Here is a 22189-nt window from a genome sequence, read left to right on the forward strand (position 1 = left end):
CACCCTAGCGGCATCGAGGGGCCGGACCGAAGCACGCGTCCGCCTGCTGGACGACCCCGCTCACCTGTGCGGATGGGCCGACAGACGGGCTGTTGACCAGCAGGTTGACGCGTGTTCCCCGCACGCTGCCCGGACGCGCTCAGGCAGGCTGCTGAGCAGCCGCGATGCGCTCGTTGCGGAGGGCCTCGTACCAGTGGTCGTCGGTCGGCGGCAGCGCGTTGACGTCGAGGGCCAGCTTCAGCAGCAGGTCCGCGATCAGCGGGTTGCGCGCGAGCACCGGCCCGTGCATGTACGTGCCGAAGACGGTGTCGTTGTACGCGCCCTCCGTGCCGTCGCCCGTGCCGTTGCCGTTGCCGAAGCGCACCTGGGCGAGCGGGCGGGCGGTGGGGCCGAGGTGGGTGACGCCCTGGTGGTTCTCGAAGCCGGTCAGCGGGGGCAGGCCGAGGCGGGCGTCGACGTCGCCCAGCACGTCACCGACGCACCGCGCGCCCTCGCCGCGCGTCGACACCACGTCCAGAAGGCCCAGGCCGGGCTCGCGCTGGCCGAGGTCGTTGATGAACTCGTGGCCGAGGATCTGGTAGCCGGCGCACACGGAGAACACGATGGCGCCGTTCTCCACGGCCCGCTGCAGTCCGCCGTCCCGCCGCAGCCGCTCGGCGGCGAGCCGCTGCGGCCGGTCCTCGCCGCCGCCGATCAGGTAGATGTCGCCGGAGGTCGGGATCGGCTGGTCGCTGCGCACGTCCAGCCGGGCCACGTCCAGGCGGCGCTGCCGCGCCCGGCGCTCCACGACGAGGACGTTGCCCTGGTCGCCGTAGGTGCTGAGCAGGTCGGGATAGATCCAGACGACCCGCAGTTGGTTGTCGCTCACAAAAGTCCCCTGACGTCTCGTGCTCAGTTGCCGACGCGGCGGCGCAGGTCCTGGAACGCCGTGTAGTTGGCGATGACCTCGATGCGCCCCGGCGGGCACGCCGCCACGGCCTGGTCGAGGTTCTCGTAGACCTGGAAGTGCTGGTCGGCGACCTCCAGGCGCACCGCCAGGTCCAGTCGCCGGTCGCCGACGACGCAGATCGGGTGGCCGGTCAGGCGCGTGTAGTCGACGTCCCAAAGCCAGGAGGTGTCGGTGCCGTCGGCGCCGCGCGCGTTCACGGAGAGGATGACCGGCGTGGGCGGCGGGTCGATCAGCGAGAACGTCTCCAGCCAGCCGGCCGGGTTCTTCGCGAGCAGGAGTCGCAGGTCACGGCCCTGGAACTGGACGATGTCGTAACGCCCGGCCACCGCCTGCACCTGGTACATGCGCTCCAGCGCGACCTGCGGCGGCACCCCGAACACGGCGGCGACGGCGGCCGAGGAGGCGGCGTTGGCCTTGTTGGCGCGGCCGGGCAGCTGGAGGTGGATCGGCCAGGCCGAGCCGTGCGGGTCGAGGACGTGGTCGCCCGAGAGCGCCCAGCTCGGAGTGGGACGGCGGAAGCCGCACTCGCCGCAGAACCAGTCGTCGCCCGGGCGCTGCATGACGCCACCGCACGACGGGCAGGACCAGGCGTCGTCCTTCCACATCTGCCCGGCTGCGACCCAGATCACATTGGGGGAGGACGACGCCGCCCACACCACCAGCGGGTCGTCGCAGTTGGCCACGACCACGGCCTTGGAACCCGCGAGCCCCTCCCGCCAGTTCTCGGCGAGCATGCGCGTCTCGGCGGCCCGGTCGAGCTGGTCGCGCGAGAGGTTGAGCAGGGCGATGCACTTCGGGGCGGTGTCCCGGGCGACGCCGGCGAGGTACTTCTCGTCGACCTCGATGACGCCGTAGCGGGCGTCGGAGCTGCCGGCGAGGGCCGAGGTGATGCCGGCCGGCATGTTGGCGCCGAGCGCGTTGGAGACGACGGGGCCCGCCGCGCGCAGTGCCTCGGCGATGAGCCGGGTGGTGGTGGTCTTGCCGTTCGTCGCGGAGACCAGGATCACGTCCAGGTTCTGGGCGAGCCGGGCGAGGAGGTCGGGGTCGAGTTTCAGCGCGACCCGGCCGCCGATCACCGAACCGCTGCCGCGCCCTGCGGCGCGCGATGCCGCCGCGACCGCCTTGCCCGCGGTCACGGCCAGCTTGGCCCGCGGCGAGAGCGGGTCCGAGTTGCCTGCCATCAGTTCTCGATCCTCCTTGCGTACGCGCCGCGCCTTGAAGCCTGACGGCCACGTGGTGTGGACCTCAGCCTATCGAGATCCATTCGCACTCCCGAACCGCGGCACTGTGGCGAACTCGTGTGGGAGACGCGGACCGACAGGACCTTACTCTTGCCGCCATGCGACAGAGCTCCATCCCCGGCGCCCACGGCCGCGTGAGACCCCTCACCCTGCACGGCGATCCGGTCCTGCACACCCCCTGCGCGGAGGTCACCGACTTCGGCCCCGAACTGGCCCGACTCGTCGAGGACTTGTTCGCGACCATGTACGCGGCCCAGGGTGTCGGCCTCGCCGCCAACCAGGTCGGCGAGGCCTTGCGGGTCTTCGTCTACGACTGCCCCGACGACGAGGACGTCCGCCACGTGGGCCATGTGATCAACCCCCGCCTGGCCGAAAAGGACGGCGTGGTGATCCGGGGCCCGGAGGGCTGCCTGTCCCTGCCGGGCCTGGAAGCGGGCACGGAACGCCACGACCACGCGGTCGTCGAGGGCTTCACGATGACCGGCGACCCCGTCACGGTCCACGGCACGGGCTTCTTCGCCCGCTGCCTCCAGCACGAGTGCGACCACGTGGAGGGCCGCGTCTACGCGGACCACCTGAGCGGCTGGCGCCACCGCAGACTGATGCGGCAAGTGGCCAAGGCCTCATGGCGCCAGGTGGGGTGACTCTTCAGGGGCGCGGGGAACTGCGCGAACAGCCCCCACCGGCGGTCGGACGGAAGACGACGGTCAGAAACCCGGACCGCCCACCCTGTCCCCGGCCGCGGCAAGCCGCCCCCACAGCAGATCAGCCAGACTCCGCACCAACTCGGCACGAGAACAAGGCCGTTCCCCCAGCCACCAGTCCCCGGCCGCATGCATCATGCCGACGATCCCGTGTCCCCACACCCGCGCCAGCTGCTGCCCGCCCGGCCCGAGATCCAGCCGCTCCTCGATGACCTGCGCCAGCTCCTCGCCCATCCGCCGCAGCAACGGCGCGCTGTGCTTGCCGACATCGAACCCCGCGTCCCCCGGCTGGCCCCCCTCCGCGGGGTGCATCAGGAACCGGTACACCTGGGGCCGCAGCTCGATCGCCGTGAGGTACGTGTCCAACGTCGCCTCGACCCGCTCCCGTCGGTCCGCCGGGGCGTCCAGTGCCGCCCGCAGCGAGTCGAGCAGCGCGTCGGTGTGCCGCATGGCAAGGGCCGCGTAAAGTCCGCCCTTGTCGCCGAAGTGGCGATACAGAATCGGCTTGGTGATGCCGGCTTCCGCAGCGATCGCGTTCATCGAGGCCTGCGGGCCGTCGCGCAGCACCACTCGGTCGGCGGCCTCCAGCAGCTCACGCCGGCGGCGGTCGGCGGACCGTTGCTGATCGGTCCGCTGCGTGGTGTCCATGATCTCTCCCCACCCGTGCTGTTTCGATGACGCCTGCGCAAACTAACACTGAAGCATGCCCAGGACACCGAACGGGTGCCGACCGGTCGGTAGGAGTTGACTTCGACTACCCGTCGGTAACAGACTGCTGTTACCGCAAGTAACATGCACGTGTGCCGCTGGAGGGGACGACATGGCCGAGTTCACCATGGAGCTCAACGACGAACAGAAGGAGGTCCGGGACTGGCTGCACGGCTTCGCGGCCGATGTGATCCGCCCCGCGGCCGCCGAATGGGACGAGCGTGAGGAGACTCCCTGGCCGGTCATCCAGGAAGCCGCCAAGGTGGGCATCTACTCCCTGGACTTCTACGCCCAGCAGTACTTCGACCCGACCGGCCTCGGCATCCCCATGGCGATGGAGGAGCTGTTCTGGGGCGACGCGGGCATCGCCCTGTCGATCGTCGGCACCGGCCTCGCCGCCGTAGGCGTCCTCGCCAACGGCACCGAGGAGCAGATCGGTACCTGGATCCCCCAGATGTACGGCGACGCCAACGACGTCAAGGTCGCCGCGTTCTGCTCCTCCGAGCCCGACGCCGGCTCCGACGTGGCCTCCATGCGCACCCGGGCCGTGTACGACGAGGCCAAGGACGAGTGGGTGCTCAACGGCACCAAGACCTGGGCGACCAACGGCGGCATCGCCAACGTCCACGTCGTCGTCGCGGTCGTCGACGCCGACCTCGGCTCCAAGGGACACGCCTCCTTCATCGTCCCGCCCGGGACGCCGGGCCTGGCCCAGGGCCAGAAGTTCAAGAAGCACGGCATCCGCGCCTCCCACACCGCCGAGGTCATCCTCGACAACGTGCGCGTTCCCGGCTCCTGCCTGCTCGGCGGCAAGGAGAAGCTGGACGAGCGGCTGGCCCGGGCCCGGGAGCGGGCCAAGGCGGGCGGCGAGCGGGTGAAGAACGCGGCGATGGCCACGTTCGAGGCCTCGCGCCCGGCCGTCGGCGCGATGGCCGTCGGTACCGCCCGTGCCGCGTACGAGGTCGCCCTCGACTACGCGAAGACGCGTGAGCAGTTCGGCCGGCCGATCATCGACAACCAGGGTGTCGCCTTCGAGCTCGCCGACATGCGGACGCAGATCGACGCGGCCCGGCTGCTGGTGTGGCGGGCGTCCTGGATGGCGGTCAACGGCAAGCCCTTCACGGCGGCCGAGGGCTCGATGTCCAAGCTGTTCGCGAGCGAGACGGCCAAGAAGGTCACGGGCCAGGCGATCCAGATCCTCGGCGGCAACGGCTACACCCGGGAGTACCCCGTCGAGCGGATGCACCGCGACGCAGCCATTTACACCATCTTCGAGGGCACGAGCGAGATCCAGCGCCTGGTCATCGCCCGCACCCTCGCCGGTGTGCCGATCCGCTAACGGTGTCTGAGCGGCGTCAGCTGCTCGATGTCGTAGCGCGCCCGCAGTTCCTGGATCGCCGCGTGGTCCGGCGGGCCTCCGCCGCCGAGGATCTCCAGCAGTTCCTCGAAGTACCGCTCGTGGTCCGGTGGCGGGCTGGCCTGGAAGAACATCTTCGCCGGCGTGTCCGTCGGGTTGGCGAAGGCGTGCGGGCACCCCGGGGGTACGACGATCACCGTCCCCGGAGTCGCCCGTACCACCCGGTTGCCCGAAGGGGACTCCCACCTCTGCCAGTGGTCGGGCGTGCGGATCCGCGGCTCGAAGGCGAGGACGTCCAGCTCGCCTTCGAGTACGTAGAACAACTCCTCGCTGCGGGTGTGCACATGGGCGCCGACGTCGAAGCCCGGCGGCACGACCACCTCGAACGTGGAGGCCACCCGCGAGTGCGTGCCCGTCACCTTGAAGGTGACCTGCTGGGCGGGGGTCTGCATGATCCGGCCCTGGCCGGGCGGGACGAGCAGCCCCTCGGTCGCCGTCATCGCCGTCTCACCACGTCACGGGCAGGGCCTCGGGTCCGCGGATCAGCGAGCCCTTCCTGAACCGCACGTCCTCGGCCGGGACGGCGAGCCGCAGGCCCGGTACGCCGTCGAGGAGCGCGTCCACCAGGAGCTCCGCCTCCATCCGGACCGGCATGGCATCCTGCCCGGCGATCCGGGACAGCCCGACCGGATCCGGGTGGGGGAGCGGGCGCAGCAGTTCGTCGACGGCCCGGCGGCGGATCTCCGGTTGGGCGCGCAACCGTTCGGCGAGCCCGGGTCGGGTCAGCAGGACGTGGAACATCCGGCCGCAGGTGTCGGTGACCGCCTCGCCGTCGATCTGGAGGAGGACCGCGAGTGCGACCGCCTCGTCCAGGGTGACCTCCTCGCGGCCCACGGCGGCACCGAGCATCGAGGCGGCGTCCTCGCCCGTGCTGCCCTCGCGCAGCCCGATGAGGTCGGAGAAGTAGGCGCCCATCTCCCTCCTGGCCTTCTCACCGGCCTCGGCGCCGGGCGAGGAGGACAGGATCTGCCGCGTCCACGTGTGCATGCCCTGCCGGTCGGCCGCCGGGACGCCCATCAGCTCGCAGATCACCGCGACGGAGAACGGGCCGAGCACGGCCTCGCACAGGTCGGCGGGCGGGCCGTCCTGGAGCATCTCGTCGACCAGTTCCGCCAGCATGCGCCGGGACCGCTCGCGCACCCGCCCGACCCCGCGCGCCGTGAACGCGGCGGCGACGCCGCGGCGCAGCCGGACGTGGTCCGCCGGGTCCGGGAAACCCACCGCGCCCCGGGCCGGGTCGAAGCGCGGGGCCGGCCGGGTGACCTGCCGCTCCACCGTTTCCTCGCTCATGTCACCTCGTCTCGTCCGCGCTGTGCCAGCGGCCCAGGGCCATCTCGGCGGTGATGCCGGGACCGAACCCGGCGAGCAGCCCGCGCGCCTGGTCCCCGGGGCCGCCGTCGTCGAACAGCCGGCGCAGCGCGTCCAGGACGACGGCGCTGGCGATGTTGCCGTACTCGGTGAGCGTGGCCCGGCTGAAGCGGAAGGCGTGCGGGTCGACGTGCAGGAAGGTGCTGAGGTCGTCGAGGATGCGGGGCCCACCCGCGTGGACGATGTAGAAGTCCAGGCCGGAGGCGTCCCAGCCGTGGTCACCCGCCAGGTCCTTCAGTGCCGGTGCGAGCGGCTCCATGGTCGAGGGGACCCGCTTGTCCAGCAGGAAGTGGAAGCCCGTCGCCTTCACGTCGTACATGATCCAGTCGTCGGTCTTGGGGATCAGGTACGAACCGTTGCGTTCCAGGCGGATGCCCTCGCCGCCCCGACCGCGGACCACGGCGGCGGCGATGCCGTCACCGAACAGCCCGTTCGACAGCAGCGAGCCGACGCCGATGTCGGTCGGCTGGTAGCACAGCGAGCAGAACTCGCAGGCCACGATCAGCACGTTGGCCTCGGGGTACGCCGTGCAGAAGTCGTGGGCGCGGTTGATCGCCGCGCCGCCGGCCGCGCAACCCAGCTGGGCCACCGGCAGCTGACGGGTGGTCGGGTCGAAGCCCATCTCGTTGATCAGCCAGGCCGTGAGCGAGGGCATCATGAAGCCCGTGCACGACACGTAGATGATCAGGTCCACCTCGGCGGTGAGCAGCTCCGCGTCGTCCAGCGCCCGCTGCACGACCGCCGGCACCCGGGCCTTCGCCTCGGCCTCGTAGAGCTTGTTGCGGTCCTCGAACCCGGGGTGCTTCAGCGTTTCCTCGATGGGTTGCACGATGTGCCGCGTGCGCACACCGGTGTTCTCTATCAGCCGGAGGGCCAGCGGCAGTTGGGGGTGGCCGGCGTGGCGCTCACGCGCCAGCTCCAGCGTCTCCTCCATCGTGATCACGTGCTCTGGAACGGACACCGAGGGTCTGCACAAAGTCGCCATGAACCGTGCCTGCTTTCGCCTCCCGGAAGGCCCTTCGGCCCCGGTCAGAAGGTGGTTCACCTCAAGGGTGGTCCACCCACGATCACCCGCCCGTTCGCCGACTTCGCGCCGGACTACTCCGTATCAGGGATGGCGTGCCAGGCTCGTCCCGACACTGCGACGACGGAGGACGCGATGACGCACCCGGCCCGGGCCCTGCTGGAGACGACCACCGCCACCCTCGCCCCCGATCCGCACGCCAACCCGCTGGTCCCCCGGATCGCCGACGGCGCGGCTCCCCTCACCACCCTCGCCGCGCTCGCCCTCGAGCAGACCTGGGTGATTCCCGCGGACCGCAGGGCGTTCGAGTTCCTGGCGGCGCGCGGCGAAGCGACGGCCCCGCGGGCCGCGGCCTTCTTCACCGCGCTGGCCGAGGGCGAGGCGCTGGCGGGTGAGCGACTGACGGCGTTCACCCGAGCGTGCGGCGTGGACGAGCCGGGGGAGGCGTCGTACGAGCCCTTGCCCGGCTGCCAGGCCTACCCCGCATACGTGGCCTGGCTGGCCCTGAACGCCTCACCGGCGGACGTGGTCCTGGCGCTGACGGCCAACTTCTCGGCGTGGGGCGGCTATTGCGCGACGATCGCGACCGCGCTGCGGGAGCGGTACGGCTTCACCGACGAGGCCTGCGCCTTCTTCGACTTCTTCGCGCAGCCGGCACCGGAGCTGGACCGGCTGGCGGTGGCGGCGGTTCAGGAAGCCCTGGACACCGGACGCCTCGACGAGGAGCGGGCACACACGTACGGCCGCCTGCTGCAGACCTACGAGGCGATGTTCTGGAACGCGTTGACCCGTGTGCCCTGACTACGTCGCGGTCCCACTGCTGTGCGCGATGCACGCCACATCGATGCGATCGGCCAGTTTCGCCAGCTCGATGGCCAGCTCGGCCACCGTGTCCTCGTCCAGCCCCGACTCCCCGCCCTCCACGAGCCGCACCCACCGACCCCCCACCGTCCGCAAGAGCTTGCTGACATCCGCCGCAGACACCTGCAAGGTCCCGCGGTCGTCGACGATCAGAGGCAGAGTCACTTCGCGGTTCACAGACGGGATCGTAGCCCCGCAACACTCACGCACCATGCCAAACAGTGGTGATGTTGCAGAACTCGCGGATTCCGTGCCCGGACAGCTCACGCCCGTACCCGGACCGCTTCACACCGCCGAACGGGAACGCCGGATGGGACGCGGTCATGCCGTTGAAGAACACCCCGCCGGCCTCCAGGTCCCGTACGAACCGGTCGACCTCCTCCTCGTCCCGCGTCCAGACGTTCGAACTCAGCCCGAACGGAGAGTCGTTCGCGATCAGCACGGCCTCGTCCAGGTCGGCCGCCCGGTACAGCGTCGCGACCGGTCCGAACGCCTCCTCCCGGTGGATCCGCATCTCGCGGGTGATGCCGGCGAGGACCGACGGCGTGTAGTACCAGCCGGGGCCGTCCGGCCGTTCGCCACCGCACAGCACCTGCGCTCCACTGCGTACCGCGTCGTCGACCAGTTCCTCCACATCGCGCAGCCCCTGCTCGCTGGCGAGCGGCCCGACCTCGGTGTCGTCGGCCATGGGGTCGCCGACCTTCAGCGCCTTCATGCCCGCGGCGAACCGCTCGGCGAAGGCGTCGTAGACGTCCGTGTGCACGATGAACCGCTTCGCGGCGATGCAGGACTGCCCGTTGTTCTGCACCCGCGCGGTCACCGCGACCTTGGCGGCCCGGTCGATGTCGGCGGAGGGCATGACGACGAACGGGTCGCTGCCGCCCAGCTCCAGCACCGTCTTCTTGATCATCTCTCCGGCGGTGGAGGCGACCGCGCGGCCCGCAGGCTCGCTGCCGGTGAGTGTGGCGGCCTTGACCCGCTCGTCGCGCAGGATCTCGTCGACCGCCCCGGAGCCGATCAGCAGGGTCTGGAAGGTGCCCTCGGTGAAGCCCGCCCGGTGGAAGAGGTCCTCCAGGTAGAGGGCGGTCTGCGGGACGTTCGAGGCGTGCTTGAGCAGGCCCACGTTGCCCGCCATCAGCGCGGGCGCGGCGAAGCGGATCACCTGCCACAGCGGGAAGTTCCACGGCATCACCGCGAGCACCGGACCGAGCGGCCGGTAGCGGACCCGGACGCGTGAGGCGCCGGAGTCCTTCACGTCGGAGTCGGCGGGTTCCTCGTCGGCGAGGAGTTCCTCGGCGTGGTCGGCGTACCAGCGCATCGCCTTGGCGCACTTCGCCGCCTCGGCCCGGGCCTGCTGGATCGGCTTGCCCATCTCGGTGGTCATCACGCGGGCGATGTCCTGCTGGTCCTCTTCGAGGAGGTCGGCGGCCCGGTGCACCAGCCGGGCGCGCTCGTCGAAGGTCGTCGTCCGGTACGTGCGGAACGTGGCCTCCGCGAGCTGGAGCCGGCGCTCGATCTCCTGCTCGTCCATGGCCTCGTACGTCTTGAGCGTCTCGCCGTTCGCCGGGTTCACCGTTGCGATGGGCATGGCTGACCTCCCTCGGAGCGGGCTGTGTCTCGACCATCCCGCGCGGCGGAGGGGACCGCAACGCGGGAGCGTCTCCTCAGGGCGAGTGCTCCGCCAGCCGGTCGAGAAACGCCGTCTGCGCCTTGACGATCACCGAGCGGGCCCGGTCGAGACCGAACCAGGACACCCGGTCCAGCTCGGGGAACTCCTGGAGCCGTCCGGACTTCGGTGGCCACTCCATCCGGAAGGTTCCGGGCGTGATGGTCGCCGGGTCGAGGTCCGCCCGGATCGCCCAGGCCGTGACGATCTTGCCGCCTGTCTGCCGGACCTCGCCGAGGTCGATGGCCTCACCGTCGGGCGGGGGCAGCCCCAGTTCCTCCTGGAACTCGCGGCGGGCGGCCTCCCAGGCGGGCTCGTCCGGCTCGTACTCGCCCTTGATCACGGTCCACGCCCCGGCGTCGCGCCGGGCGAAGAACGGGCCGCCCATGTGGCCGAGCAGCACCTCGAGGCCGTCGTCGCCGGGGTGGAAGAGCAGCAGGCCGGCGCTGCGCTTCACGGCGTCACCTCCGGGTGTGCTGCGAGCAGCGTCTCGACCGTGTCGGCGTCCTCGGGGCGCTTGTCCTCCCGGTAGCGCACGACACGGGCGAAGCGGAGGGTGACGCCGGCCGGGTAGCGGGTGGAACGCTGGAGCCCGTCGTAGGCGATCTCGACGACGAGTTCGGGGCGGACTCGTACCACGTGGTCGTCGGTCTCGACGGCGAGCTGCTGGAGGCGTTCGGTCTGCCAGGTGAGCATCGCGTCGGTCATGCCCTTGAACGTCTTGCCGAGCATGGCGAGGCCGCCGTCCGCGGTGCGGGCGCCGAGGTGGAGGTTGGAGAGCTTGCCGGTGCGGCGGCCGTGGCCCCATTCGGCGGCCAGGACGACCAGGTCCAGGGTGTGGACGGGTTTGACCTTCAGCCAGGAGGCCCCGCGCCGGCCCGCGCTGTAGGAGGCGTCGAGCGCCTTGGCGACGACGCCCTCGTGGCCGCGCTTCAGCGTCTCGGCGAGGAACTCCTCCGCGGCGGGCGTGTCGTCCGGCCCGGACACCAGGGTGCGCCGCACCCGCATCGGCTCGGGCACCAGCCGGGCCAGTTCGGCGTGCCGCTCGGCGAAGGGCAGGTCGAGCAGGTCGTGGCCGTCGACGGACAGCGCGTCGAAGAAGACGGGGGAGACCGGCACCGCGCGGGCGGCGGTCGCCACGTCCGTGCGGGAGCCGACGCGGCCGGCGGTCTCCTGGAACGAGCGGGGGCGCCCGGCCTCGTCGAAGGAGATCACCTCGCCGTCCAGGATGAACCGCTCGCCCCGCAACCGGAGTGCGGCGGCCGTCACTTCGGGCAGCCGGTCGGTGATGTCGTCGAGGGTGCGGGTGTAGAGCCGCACGGTGTCGCCGTCCCGGTGCAGCTGGACGCGGATGCCGTCCAGCTTCTCCTCGACCGCGCAGGCGCCGAGCTTGTCCACCGCCTCCGCCACCGAGGAGGCGCTGTGCGCCAGCATCGGCCAGACCGGACGGCCGACGGTGAGACGGAACCGGTCGAGGGCGGCGGGGCCGTCCGCGAGCAGGGCCTGCGCGACCGTCTGGAGGGAGCCCGCGAGCATCACGGCCCGCCGTACGTTCGCGGGCGGCGTCCCGGTCGCCTGGGCGAGCCCTTCCACCGCCACGGCGTCCAGGGCGCCCTGCCGCACCTCGCCGGTGAGCAGTCCGAGCAGGAACCGCTGCTCGTCCTCGGTGGCGGCGCCCATCAACTCCCCGACCAGCCGGGCCCGTTCCGCCTGGGAGCCGGGGCCCGACACCTTGGCGAGCTCGGCCAGCCGGGCGTCCACGTCCCGCACGGTCAGGCCCGGCTCCGCCGCCGGCTCGACCGGGCGGCTCAGTACCTTCCAGCCGACGCCGATCCGCCCTTGCGGCAGCCGCCCCGCCAGATACGGGATGACGATCGGCACGTCGTCGGCCTCCGCGTCCCGGAAGAGCTCCGCGAGCAGGGCCGTCTTGCGGGACCGCGCCGAGGTGGCGGCGACCTCCTGGGACACTCGGGCCAGCCGGTGCAGCAGCATGCAGCCATGGTGCACCGGAGGCGATGCCTCTACACCTGGGCGGCCGCGTCGAGGTCGGTCATGAGCAGATCCCCGACGATCGCCGACGCCGCCCGGTATCCGCCGCTGGCCGCGTGCACGACCTGCTCGGCGAAGCCGATCGCGTTGCCCGCGGCCCACACGCCCGGCACGCTCGTCAGACCGGTCGCGTCGACCACCGGATACGCGCCGAACGGCGTGTCGTGCAGCTCGGCGCCGAGCCCTTCCAGCAGGCCGGTCTGCGGAACGGCCCGGGGCGCGAGGAACAGCACCGAGCGCGCGTGCTCCGTACCGTCCGCGAGCCGGATGCCGGTGAGCCGGTCGTCCTCGACCGCCAGCCCCGCGACCTCGCTGGGCACCACCTCCACCCCGGCCGCGGCGAGCCGGCGCAGATCCTCGTCGGGCAGCTCCTCCTCGGCCACCGTGTGCAGGAAGAACCGCACGTCCTTCGACCACTGGGACACCATCAGCGCCTGGTGCACACTCGCCGGGCTCGACGCCAGCACCCCGAACGGCTGGTCGCGCACCTCCCAGCCGTGACAGAACGGGCAGTGCAGCACGTCCCGGCCGAACCGCTCGGCGACCCCGGCGACGGCGGGCAGCTCGTCCTTGAGCCCGGTCGCGACGACCAGCCGCCGGGCTTGTACGGTCCGGCCGCCGGCCAGCACGACCGTGAATTCTTCGCTCCTTGCCACGTCCACCACGCGGTCCCGCACGAGCTCCACGCCGTAGCGCGCGATCTCCTCCCGGCCGAGCGCAAGGAACTCGGCGGGCGGCATGCCGTCCCGCGTCAGGTAGCCCTGCATGTGCGCGGCGGGCGCGTTGCGCGGCTCGCCCGCGTCGACGACCAGCGTGCGGTGCCGGGCCCGCCCCAGCACCAGCGCCGCGGACAGGCCCGCCGCACCCCCGCCGACGACGACCACTGCGTACTTCTCGGTCATGTGACCACCTCCGCTGCCGAGCGTCGCCCCGGCCCTGCGGGATTGACAAACAACTTTGCCGAACCTGCAATACGACCATGACGACGGACGAGGTACTCGCGGGCGTGGGCCCCCGGCTGCGGCAGATGCGCAAGGACCGGGAGGTGACCCTGGCGGCGCTCTCCGAGACCACCGGCATCTCCGTCAGCACCCTCTCGCGGCTGGAGTCCGGCCTGCGTAAACCCAGTCTGGAACTGCTGCTGCCCATCGCGCGCGCCCACCAGGTGGCGCTGGACGAACTGGTCGGCACCCCGCCCGCCGGCGATCCGCGCGTGCGGTCGAAGCCGATCGTCATGGGCGGCCGCACTCACTGGCCCCTCACCCGCCAGCCCGGCGGCCTGCAGGCCTACAAGGTCCTCGAACCCAAGCGCAGGCAGGAGCCGGATCCGCGCACGCACGAGGGCTACGAGTGGCTGTACGTGCTGTCCGGGAAGCTGCGCCTGGTGCTGGGCGAGCACGACGTGGTGCTCACGGCGGGGGAGGCGGCCGAGTTCGACACCCGGGTGCCGCACTGGTTCGGGTCGACGGGGGAGGGGCCCGTGGAGTTCCTCAGCCTGTTCGGGCCGCAGGGTGAGCGGATGCATGTGCGGGCCCGGCCGAAGGGCGCCTGACGTACGGGGACTCTCTGCGCGTGACTTTGCCCGGAGACTGTTCCCTGATGGGCAAGCGACCGCTTAGTATGCGAAGCGACCCCGGTCAGACGAAGCAGTCCCCCGTGGAGGCCCCGCATGCAGGCATGGCAAGTGCACGAGAACGGCGAGCCGGGCGAGGTGATGCGGCTCGAGGACGTTCAGCAGCCCACGCCCGGTGACGGCCAGGTCCTGCTGAAGGTACGGGCGGCCAACATCAACTTCCCGGACGCCCTGCTGTGCCGCGGCCAGTACCAGGTCAGGCCGCCGCTGCCGTTCACCCCGGGCGTGGAGATCTGCGGCGAGACCGAGGACGGACGCCGGGTGATCGCCAACCCGGCGCTGCCCCACGGCGGCTTCGCCGAGTACGCCGTCGCGGACGCCGCCGCGCTCCTGCCCGCGCCGGACGCCCTCGACGACGCCGAGGCCGCGGCCCTGCACATCGGCTACCAGACCGGCTGGTTCGGTCTGCACCGCCGGGCCGGTCTGGAGGCCGGCGAGACCCTGCTCGTCCACGCTGCCGCTGGAGGGGTCGGCAGCGCGGCCGTGCAGCTCGGGAAGGCCGCCGGCGCCACCGTCATCGGTGTCGTCGGCGGCTCCGGGAAGGCTGCGGTCGCCCGGGAGCTGGGCTGCGACGTCGTGATCGACCGGCGTTCCGAGGACGTCGTCGCCGCCGTCAAGGAGGCCACCGGCGGCCGGGGCGCCGACGTGATCTACGACCCGGTCGGCGGCGAGGCCTACACCCAGTCCACCAAGGTCGTCGCCTTCGAGGGGCGCATCGTGGTCGTCGGCTTCGCCAGCGGCACGATCCCCAGCCCGGGCCTGAACCACGCCCTGGTGAAGAACTACTCGATCCTCGGCCTGCACTGGGGCCTGTACAACACCAAGAACCCCAAGCTGGTCCAGCACTGCCACGAGCAGCTCACCGAGCTGGCCGCCCGGGGCGCGATCAAGCCGCTGGTGAGCGAGCGCGTGCCGCTCGGCGGGGCGGCCGCCGCCGTGCAGAAGGTGGCGGACGGCCTGACCACCGGCCGCATCGCGGTCGTCCTGGAGGAGGCGGCATGACCGACGCCGAGGAACTGCGCAACCGCACCAAGGAGTTGCTGGCCGCCCATCCGCCGGCCTCCACCGACCGGCTGGACTTCCTGCGGGCCCGCTTCGACGCCGGACTCGCCTGGGTGCACTACCCGGAGGGCCTCGGCGGGCTCGGCGCTCCCCGCTCCCTCCAGGTCGTGGTGGACGCCGAGCTGGAGGCCGCCGGGGCGCCCGACAACGACCCGCGGCGCATCGGCATCGGCCTCGGCATGGCCGCGCCGACGATCCTCCAGTACGGCACCGAGGAGCAGAAGCGGCGCTTCCTCAGGCCCCTGTGGACCGGCGAGGAAGTCTGGTGCCAGCTCTTCAGCGAGCCGGGCGCCGGGTCCGACCTCGCCGCGCTGGGCACCCGGGCCGTGCGCGAGGATGGGGGCCCCTCCCGCTCGAGCGAAGCCGAGAGCGGGGGAGACTGGGTCGTCAACGGGCAGAAGGTGTGGACGTCCAGCGCCCACGTCGCCCGCTGGGCGATCCTCATCGCCCGCACCGACCCGGACGTGGCCAAGCACCGGGGCATCACGTACTTCGTCTGCGACATGACCGACCCGGGTGTCGAGGTGCGGCCGCTGCGGCAGATCACCGGCGAGGCCGAGTTCAACGAGGTGTTCCTCACCGACGTCCGCATCCCCGACGCGCGGCGCCTCGGCGCCGTCGGCGAGGGCTGGAAGGTCGCGCAGACCACGCTGAACAACGAGCGCGTGGCCATCGGCGGCATGAGGCTGCCCCGCGAGGGCGGCATGATCGGCCCGATCTCGAAGACCTGGCGCGAGCGGCCCGAGCTGCGCACCCACGACCTGCACCAGCGGCTGCTGAAGCTATGGGTGGAGTCCGAGGTCTCCCGCCTCACCGCGGAGCGGCTGCGCCAGCAGCTCGTCGCGGGCCAGCCCGGCCCCGAGGGCGCCGGCATGAAGCTGGCCTTCGCCCGCCTCAACCAGGAGATCAGCGGCCTGGAGGTGGAACTCCTCGGCGAGGAGGGCCTGCTGTACGACGACTGGACCATGCGGCGCCCCGAGCTGGTCGACTTCACCGGCCGCGACGCCGGCTACCGCTACCTGCGCTCCAAGGGCAACAGCATCGAGGGCGGGACCAGCGAGGTCCTGCTGAACATCGTCGCCGAGCGCGTCCTGGGCCTGCCCGCCGAGCCGCGCACCGACAAGGACGTCGCCTGGAAGGACCTCGCCCGATGAGCGACCTGTTGTACTCGGAAGAGGAAGACGCGCTGCGCGCCGCGGTCCGCGACCTGCTCACCGACCACTGCGACGCACCCGGCGTCATCGCCCGCACCGAGTCGGACAGCCCCCACCACCTGGCCCTGTGGAAGGCCCTCACCGAGGGCATGGGCCTCGCCGGCCTGCTGGTGCCCGAGGAACTCGACGGCCAGGGCGCCACGCACCGCGAAGCCGCAGTGGTGCTGGAGGAGCTGGGTCGCGCGGTCGCGCCCGTGCCGTATCTGACGAGCGCGGTCGTCGCCACCGAGGCCCTGCTGGCCTGCGGCACCGACGACCTGCTGCGCGACCTCGCGGCCGGCACGACGATCGGCGCCCTCGCGGTCGCCCTGAACGTCGCGCCGGGCGCCGCCTACCGGGTCGTCCGGCAGGAGGACGGGCTGCTGCACGGCGAACTCACGGGCATCGCGGACGCCGCCGTCGCGGACGTGCTGCTCGTGCCGGCCGACGACGGCGGTCTGTACGCGGTCGACGCGGGCGCCGCGACCGTTACACCCCAGACCTCCCTGGACCTGACCCGGCCGCTCGCCACCGTCACTCTCGACGGCGCGCCGGGCCGGCTGCTGGGCGACGCCGAACCCGCCGTACGCCGAGCCCTGCGCGCCGGCGCCGGGCTGCTCGCCTCCGAGCAGTTCGGGCTGGCCGAGTGGACGCTGACGGAGACGGTCCGCTACCTGAAGGAACGCAAGCAGTTCAACCGGCCCGTCGGCGGCTTCCAGTCGATCAAGCACCGGCTGGCCCAACTGTGGCTGGAGGTCGTCAACACCCGCGCGGCCGCCCGCAACGCCGCCGACGCGCTGTCGAACGGCGAGGACGTGGACGTGGCCGTCACGGTCGCCCAGGCCTACGCGGCGCCCGTGGCCGTGCACGCCGCGGAGGAGGCCGTCCAACTGCACGGTGGCATCGGCATGACGTGGGAGCACCCCGCGCATCTGTACCTCAAGCGCGCCAAGGCCGACTCGATCGCCTACGGCACGCCGGGCGCCCACCGCGAGGCACTGGCCGCACTGGTCGACCTCCAGTCCCCCTGAGGTCCGGCTCCTCAACGCCGGGAACCACCCGGGAAGCGCACGGAAAGGCCCGTCCCACCCGGGGCGGGCCTTTCCGCGCGCCTCGGCCACGAGGGGCGGGTTCTTTCGTACTCCTCGGCCGCCAGAAGCGGGTTCTTCCGCGCGCCTCGGCCACCAGGGGCGGCCTCTTTCGCGCACCCCCTCCGGAGAAGTGAACGCGTGGCGGCAGTCCGGCCAACTCCGTGCATGAGCCTGCTCCTTGAGCCTGCCGGGACCCATACTCACAGGGTTCCCGTACGGCACCTCAAGGGAGGCAGAGCATGGCCCTCACCACCCGTCGCACGGCCCTCACCACCCTCGGCGCAGCCCTCGCGGGCTCGATCGCCCTCCCCGCAGCCCCCGCGTCGGCGGGCGAACACACGCACAGGCCCCGCCCGTTGTGGCGCGCCCACGCCCACAACGACTACGAGCACCCGCGCCCGCTGCTCGACGCCCTCGACCACCGCTTCGGCAGCGTCGAGGCCGACATCCACCTCGTCGACGGCCAACTCCTCGTCGCCCACGACCCGGAGGACCTCGACCCGACCCGCACCCTCGAATCGCTCTACCTCGATCCGCTCGCCGCCCGCGTGCGCGCCCACCACGGCTCGGTGTACCGGGGGTGCCGCGGCTCGCTGCACCTGCTCATCGACATCAAGACCGAGGGCTCCTCGACCTACCTCGAACTCGACCGCCACCTCCGGCGCTACCGCCACCTGTTCACCACCTGCGTCCGTGGCCACGTGAACCGCGGGCCGGTCACCGCCGTGATCTCCGGCGACCGCGCGGCCCGCGCCCCCATGGAGGCCCAGACCGTCCGGCGCGCCTTCTACGACGGCCGTCTCACCGACCTCGGCAGCCCGGCACCGGCCTCCTTCATCCCGCTGATCAGCGACAACTGGGCACTCAACTTCACCTGGCAGGGCGTCGGCGCCTTCCCGGACGCCGAGCGGCAGAAGCTGCGGGGCATCACGAAGGCCGCCCACCGCCGCGGGCAGAAGGTGCGGTTCTGGGCGACCCCGGACCTGGCCGGACCCGCCCGCGACGCGCTCTGGGCCGAACTGCTCGCCGCACGCGTCGATCACCTTAACACCGACGACCTCGCCGGACTGGAGGCGTTCCTCGACGCCCACCGGACGGCTTAGGCGCACAGAGGAACACCACACGTTCGGCGGACAGGTCAGCCACCCGGACGAACCCTCCGCTACGCCACACTTGCGCCCGAACGCCGTGAACCGGACGTGGCGGCGTGGCGGAGGAGTTGACGATGGCCATTTCCATCTCTGTGGTGCTGCTGCTCTTGATCCTTGCGGTGATCTTCCTGCGCAACGGCGGGCTGAAGGTCTCCCATGCGCTGGTCTGTCTGCTGCTCGGCTTCTACCTGGCCAGCACCAGCATCGCCCCCACCATCCACAGCGGCCTCACGGCGACGGCGGACATCGTCAGCGGTCTGCGTCCCTGAGTCACCCCGAGAAGACGCCGATGCCGTTCGGCACGAGACGTTCGGCGCCGCCGCTGGGGTGGTTGCGCACGGAGACGGTGCTCGCGCCCGCCTTCCGTGCGACCAGGGTCGACGACCCGCCGCCGTCCAGGCTGAAGGCGTCTTCCGAGCCCAGCTTCCGCATGGTGCCGGCGACTTCGGCGATCGTCAGACCGCTGCGGTAGGCGGCTGCGCCGTCCAGCGCGAGCAGCAGCACGCGCCGTCCGCCGTCGGCGATACCCACCGCAGTACGGACCGCCGACGTCGTGTTGTCGAGACCCGGCAGCGGCTGCCCTCCCGACAGCACCGGGTAGCCGCCGAGGGCGAGCCGGTACGCGACGCCGTCCGTGGCCGCCACGAGGCTGTGCTCGACCTCGACCGATTCACCGGTGGAGAACTTGCGCAGCTGCTGGGCGCCCGCCTCCCGGCCGACCAGCACGGTCGTCCCCGCGGCGATGGGACCGCTGCCCGGGGCGTCGGCGGCGGAGACGACCTTGCCGTCGCGGACCGTCACCTCGTAGGTGTCCGTGCTGCACGGAGCGGCCCGGTCCGTGTCCGTGCCGCATGTGGCACGCACCCGGGAGACGCTGCCCCACTCGGAGGTGAAGGCGCCGACGGAACCCACCGGCAGTGCGTACTGGTTGAGCCCGCCCAGAGGCAGCTGCGCCTCGGCCGTACGGACCGAACCGGCGAGTGCGAGCCGGTCCAGTCGCGCCCGCCCGTCGGTGCCGACGCCGAAGACGTCCTCGGTGGTCGTGCCGGGTGGCAGCGCCGGCCCGAACCGCTGGCCCGTCGGGACCGCCGCCTTCAGCGTCCGCCCGGCCGCGATCGCCGGGCCCACGCTCGCTCCGGTCGCCTCGACGCCCGGGTGCTGCGTCTCGCTGATGTTGAAGAAGTCACCGTTGACGCCGGCGACCGCGCCCTGGGTGTTCGCCATCTCCGAGACCTGCGCGCGTGCGGCCACGGCACCCGGGTACAGCAGATCGACCCGGACCTGCGGATTGCCGAGGTCGACCCTCAGCAGATGTGCGTGCGTCACCCCCGTGGCCGCCTTGATGTCGAACTCCTCGTACGTCACGCCCGGCGCGACCCGTCCGCCCTTCTCGACGGCGCCGGCCGGAGCCGCCCCCGCCAGGGCCGCACCGGTCAGTGCGGCGAACGCCGTGACACACGCCAGTGCCGCTCTGCCTGCTCCCCGTCGCCTGCGACGACCTGCCATCATGCCCCCTGATGCCTCGTCAACTGTCGGGATCCTCAGGGGCAGTGCACCAGACCGCGGGGGTCCGGCAGGGCGGCTGAGCGCGGACTACGCGGGAAGGGCTGAAAAACGCACCCCTCTGGGTGCTTCAGCTGTCGCCCGTTCCGGTGGCGTACGGCGTGTGGTGCGCGGGCGTGTGGTCGATCGGCAGGCCGGGCCGCCAGGCGGTGAGGGCCTGTGCGCTGCACACGAACAGCTGCTCCGGCAGCCGGTCCAGGGCGAACCAGCGCCAGCGACCCACGCTTTCCCCGGGCTGGTCCGACGGCTCGCCCCGCCAGGCGGTGACCCGGGCGGCCACGGTCATGCGGACGACACCGCCCGCGTCGTCCAGCAGCGTCCCGAGCAGCCGGACGTCCTCGGGCCGGGTCGCGAGCCCCGTCTCCTCGCCGAGCTCGCGCACGACCGTCTCCTGCAACGACTCCCCGGGTTCCACCGTCCCACCGGGCAGCTCCCACGTCCCGCGCCGGTGCCGGCCCAATAGCAGTCCGCGAGGTCCGTACAGGATGGCACCCACCCCGAGCGCGGCGTGCGCGGGCGGCGGCCTGTCGACGCGCGGCCGGGAGGAGACCCGGACCGGCCGAGTCACCCGGAAGAGCCGATAGGAGGCCTGGTTGCCGTCCTCCGGGGCGTCGAGGACGTCGATCCCCTCCACACGCAGCCCGGATTCGGTGAGCAACGCCGTCCAGAGCTCCGGGGTGAGAACCCACATGTGGACGGTGACCTCACCGCCCCCCGCAAGCCGCAGGACCTCGGGCCGGGCGACCACCCGGTCCGACGGCCCGTCACCACGACTGTTCGTGTGCAGGACCGTGAAGCAGAGCCTGCCGCCCGGCCGCAGCGCCCCGGCGAGAGCGGGCAGCAGCCGATGCGGATCGATGTACGGAACGCCGTTGACGGAGTAGACGACGTCGTACGGCTCGGCCGAGCGCAGATGGTCCACCGCGTCGCCCAGGACCAGCCGCAGCCCGGGCAGCGAGCCGTAGCGGGCGCGGGCCCGCTCATACTGCCCGTCCGAGGCGTCGACCGCGTCCACCAGCGCACCGTGGTCCCGGACCAGATGGGCCGCGTGCCGGGCCGGACCGCAGCCGAGGTCCAGCACCCGCCGGCCCGTCAGCTCCCCGAGCACCTCGCTGTCCGGTCCGCCGCCCTCGAATCCCCAGTCGATCCCGGCCGCCTCGGGCAGCGCCGTGCCCCGTCGCACATGGTGCGCCCCGTAGGCGTCCCAGGCCTCGGCGTTGGCCGCCTCCGGTTCGTCCGCCAAGGCTCAGCCGCCCGCCACGGCGTCACGCGGCAGCACCGTGACCCGGTGGAAGTTGCACCCGGCGAGCCGCGGCTCGCCGTCGTCGGCGGGCGGGGTCTGATGGGCCTTGAGGGCGATGCTCACCAGGCTCAGCAGCAGGTCGACGTCCGCCTCGCAGTCGAGGTGGACCGTCACCCAGCATGATCCGGGCAGCAGATGGATGGCACTCGAACCGGCGAGGTCGTAGTGGAAGCGCTGGATGGCCCGGCGGGTGAGGTGGAGGTCCACGTCCCGTGCGGAGTGGAAGTGGACGATCTCGTCACGGACGGAACGGAGCGCCCGTCCGGTACCGCAACTCGCCGGGCCCGCCATCAGGTCGGGCCAGGCCTGCAGGCGCTCCATGGCGCGCTGGGCCAGAGTCATGACCCCATCGTCGCCTGCTTACCGGCCCGCAACCAGGGGTTGAGCGATTTGTAACCGGGACGTGAGGTGGATCGCCGGGGTACCGGCCAGGTGTTCAGGCGGACTTGACGAGTCTGAGATAGCGCTTCCAGTCCCAGTGCCGGCCCGGGTCGGTGTGGTCGCTGCCCGGTACTTCGTGATGGCCGATGATGTGCGTGCGGTTCCTCGGGATGTCGTACCTCTCGCAGATCGCGGCGGTGAGCCGGGCCGACCGCTCGTACATGACGTCGGTGAAGTACCCGGGCCGGTCCACCCAGCCTTCGTGCTCGATGCCGATGCTGCGGGTGTTGTAGTCCCAGTTCCCCGCGTGCCAGGCGATGTCGGACTCGCGCACGCACTGCGCCACGCGTCCGTCGGAGGAGCGCACCACGTAGTGCGCGGACACCTTTTTCTCCGGGCTCCGGAAGACGTTCAGTGTGCCGGAGTAGGTCGTCTGCGCCACGTGGAGGACCACGTAGCGCAGTGGATGGGCACGAGGTCGGTTCGACGGCGTGTAGTTGCCGCGGCTCGCCGGCTGCCATGCCGCTCCGGGGTGGTCGACGGTCTGGGGCCTGGCGTCCGCCCGAGTGCTGTGGAGCAGGGCCGCCGGGAGAGCGGTGAGGGCGGCGCCCGCGAGGATGCCTCGCCTGCTGGGGAGGGGGGTGGTCCGTTGCATGGGTGTGTGCCTTCCGAGCTCGACGGGAGGGGTCTCTTGCTCAACTGCGCGCTGCGGCCGTTGCGCGCGGCCCGCCGTGATCAAGTTACGGCGCCTGCCGGTCGGTCGGGAGGATGCGGTGCGAATCGGTGGACGGGCCCTCGGATGTGGACAACTCCCTCACCTGGTCG

General features: G+C 71.9%; 24 protein-coding genes. 9 read left to right on the forward strand and 15 right to left on the reverse strand.

From position 1 onward, the window contains the following. Positions 1-139: 139 nt before the first annotated feature. The gene (locus IE153_RS13920) at positions 140-868 is read right to left on the reverse strand and encodes a type 1 glutamine amidotransferase (protein ID WP_097215312.1); all 729 of its coding nucleotides are present in this window, start codon (positions 866-868) and stop codon (positions 140-142) included. Positions 869-891: 23 nt separating this feature from the next. Continuing rightward, complete coding sequence (locus IE153_RS13925) at positions 892-2130, reverse strand: MurT ligase domain-containing protein (protein WP_097215311.1); 1239 nt, start codon at positions 2128-2130, stop codon at positions 892-894. 158 nt (positions 2131-2288) lie between these two features. Here IE153_RS13925 and def point away from each other — a divergent pair, with 158 nt between their 5' ends. Beyond that, a complete protein-coding gene (def, locus tag IE153_RS13930; protein WP_189590023.1) occupies positions 2289-2834 on the forward strand; it encodes a peptide deformylase in 546 nt (181 codons plus the stop codon). A 63-nt stretch (positions 2835-2897) separates the two neighbouring features. On the opposite strand, the gene IE153_RS13935 is transcribed toward def, so the two are convergent. Beyond that, positions 2898-3542 carry a TetR/AcrR family transcriptional regulator gene (locus tag IE153_RS13935; RefSeq protein WP_053674268.1) on the reverse strand — a complete coding sequence of 215 codons (645 nt, stop codon included), beginning with the start codon at positions 3540-3542 and terminating at the stop codon, positions 2898-2900. Between the two features lie 172 nt (positions 3543-3714). Between IE153_RS13935 and IE153_RS13940 the strand changes: the two genes are divergently transcribed. Next, positions 3715-4941 (forward strand): acyl-CoA dehydrogenase family protein, encoded by a 1227-nt coding sequence (locus IE153_RS13940; RefSeq protein ID WP_189590024.1) that lies wholly within the window; start codon positions 3715-3717, stop codon positions 4939-4941. Here the strand turns inward: IE153_RS13940 and IE153_RS13945 are convergent. From IE153_RS13945 to IE153_RS13955, 3 genes are read right to left on the reverse strand one after another with little or no spacing between them, the layout of a single operon-like run. Beyond that, positions 4938-5459 (reverse strand): cupin domain-containing protein, encoded by a 522-nt coding sequence (locus IE153_RS13945; RefSeq protein WP_189590025.1) that lies wholly within the window; start codon positions 5457-5459, stop codon positions 4938-4940. The two genes, IE153_RS13940 and IE153_RS13945, sit on opposite strands and share 4 nt — an antisense overlap. A gap of 7 nt (positions 5460-5466) precedes the next feature. After that, positions 5467-6309: a cytochrome P450 family protein gene (locus IE153_RS13950; protein ID WP_229828987.1), complete on the reverse strand. Its 843-nt coding sequence runs from the start codon at positions 6307-6309 to the stop codon at positions 5467-5469. A 1-nt stretch (position 6310) separates the two neighbouring features. After that, positions 6311-7420, reverse strand: coding sequence for a type III polyketide synthase (locus tag IE153_RS13955; protein ID WP_268251796.1), 1110 nt, complete (start codon positions 7418-7420; stop codon positions 6311-6313). 126 nt (positions 7421-7546) lie between these two features. Between IE153_RS13955 and IE153_RS13960 the strand changes: the two genes are divergently transcribed. Next, a complete protein-coding gene (locus tag IE153_RS13960) occupies positions 7547-8212 on the forward strand; it encodes a thiaminase II/PqqC family protein (RefSeq protein ID WP_189590027.1) in 666 nt (221 codons plus the stop codon). Here the strand turns inward: IE153_RS13960 and IE153_RS13965 are convergent, their stop codons facing one another. The 5 genes from IE153_RS13965 to IE153_RS13985 form a co-directional block, all read right to left on the reverse strand. Then, the gene (locus tag IE153_RS13965; protein WP_030835344.1) at positions 8213-8449 is read right to left on the reverse strand and encodes a DUF6213 family protein; all 237 of its coding nucleotides are present in this window, start codon (positions 8447-8449) and stop codon (positions 8213-8215) included. Positions 8450-8474: 25 nt separating this feature from the next. Beyond that, on the reverse strand, positions 8475-9860 hold the full coding sequence (locus tag IE153_RS13970) for an NADP-dependent succinic semialdehyde dehydrogenase (RefSeq protein WP_189590028.1): 1386 nt from the start codon (positions 9858-9860) through the stop codon (positions 8475-8477). A 76-nt stretch (positions 9861-9936) separates the two neighbouring features. Further along, positions 9937-10395: an NUDIX hydrolase gene (locus IE153_RS13975; RefSeq protein ID WP_189590029.1), complete on the reverse strand. Its 459-nt coding sequence runs from the start codon at positions 10393-10395 to the stop codon at positions 9937-9939. Further along, positions 10392-11930, reverse strand: a complete 1539-nt coding sequence (locus tag IE153_RS13980) for an ATP-dependent DNA ligase (protein WP_189590030.1) — start codon at positions 11928-11930, stop codon at positions 10392-10394. Before IE153_RS13980 ends, IE153_RS13975 begins: the two co-directional genes overlap by 4 nt. 29 nt (positions 11931-11959) lie before the next feature. Next, a complete protein-coding gene (locus IE153_RS13985) occupies positions 11960-12889 on the reverse strand; it encodes an NAD(P)/FAD-dependent oxidoreductase (RefSeq protein WP_189590031.1) in 930 nt (309 codons plus the stop codon). A gap of 77 nt (positions 12890-12966) precedes the next feature. Between IE153_RS13985 and IE153_RS13990 the strand changes: the two genes are divergently transcribed. The 6 genes from IE153_RS13990 (at position 12967) to IE153_RS14015 (ending at position 18386) form a co-directional block, all read left to right on the forward strand. Then, positions 12967-13539: a helix-turn-helix domain-containing protein gene (locus IE153_RS13990; RefSeq protein WP_189590032.1), complete on the forward strand. Its 573-nt coding sequence runs from the start codon at positions 12967-12969 to the stop codon at positions 13537-13539. Between the two features lie 117 nt (positions 13540-13656). Next, positions 13657-14622, forward strand: a complete 966-nt coding sequence (locus IE153_RS13995; protein WP_189590033.1) for an NADPH:quinone oxidoreductase family protein — start codon at positions 13657-13659, stop codon at positions 14620-14622. After that, positions 14619-15836, forward strand: coding sequence for an acyl-CoA dehydrogenase family protein (locus IE153_RS14000; RefSeq protein WP_189590034.1), 1218 nt, complete (start codon positions 14619-14621; stop codon positions 15834-15836). Before IE153_RS13995 ends, IE153_RS14000 begins: the two co-directional genes overlap by 4 nt. Continuing rightward, positions 15833-16906 (forward strand): acyl-CoA dehydrogenase family protein, encoded by a 1074-nt coding sequence (locus tag IE153_RS14005; RefSeq protein WP_189590035.1) that lies wholly within the window; start codon positions 15833-15835, stop codon positions 16904-16906. Before IE153_RS14000 ends, IE153_RS14005 begins: the two co-directional genes overlap by 4 nt. Before the next feature lie 299 nt (positions 16907-17205). Then, positions 17206-18069 carry a phosphatidylinositol-specific phospholipase C/glycerophosphodiester phosphodiesterase family protein gene (locus IE153_RS14010; RefSeq protein WP_189590036.1) on the forward strand — a complete coding sequence of 288 codons (864 nt, stop codon included), beginning with the start codon at positions 17206-17208 and terminating at the stop codon, positions 18067-18069. 122 nt (positions 18070-18191) lie between these two features. Continuing rightward, the gene (locus tag IE153_RS14015; RefSeq protein WP_031107271.1) at positions 18192-18386 is read left to right on the forward strand and encodes a hypothetical protein; all 195 of its coding nucleotides are present in this window, start codon (positions 18192-18194) and stop codon (positions 18384-18386) included. A gap of 1 nt (position 18387) precedes the next feature. Here IE153_RS14015 and IE153_RS14020 read toward each other — a convergent pair whose 3' ends face one another. The 4 genes from IE153_RS14020 to IE153_RS14035 form a co-directional block, all read right to left on the reverse strand. Next, complete coding sequence (locus tag IE153_RS14020) at positions 18388-19623, reverse strand: phosphodiester glycosidase family protein (protein ID WP_189590322.1); 1236 nt, start codon at positions 19621-19623, stop codon at positions 18388-18390. 127 nt (positions 19624-19750) lie between these two features. Continuing rightward, on the reverse strand, positions 19751-20923 hold the full coding sequence (locus IE153_RS42575) for a bifunctional class I SAM-dependent methyltransferase/NUDIX hydrolase (protein ID WP_189590037.1): 1173 nt from the start codon (positions 20921-20923) through the stop codon (positions 19751-19753). Between the two features lie 3 nt (positions 20924-20926). Further along, complete coding sequence (locus IE153_RS14030; RefSeq protein ID WP_185013545.1) at positions 20927-21325, reverse strand: luciferase domain-containing protein; 399 nt, start codon at positions 21323-21325, stop codon at positions 20927-20929. Positions 21326-21419: 94 nt separating this feature from the next. After that, positions 21420-22019 carry an N-acetylmuramoyl-L-alanine amidase gene (locus IE153_RS14035; RefSeq protein WP_189590038.1) on the reverse strand — a complete coding sequence of 200 codons (600 nt, stop codon included), beginning with the start codon at positions 22017-22019 and terminating at the stop codon, positions 21420-21422. Positions 22020-22189: the final 170 nt, after the last annotated feature.

It is taken from the genome of Streptomyces massasporeus (assembly GCF_014648995.1).
In the GTDB taxonomy this organism is placed as follows: Bacteria; Actinomycetota; Actinomycetes; order Streptomycetales; family Streptomycetaceae; genus Streptomyces; species Streptomyces massasporeus.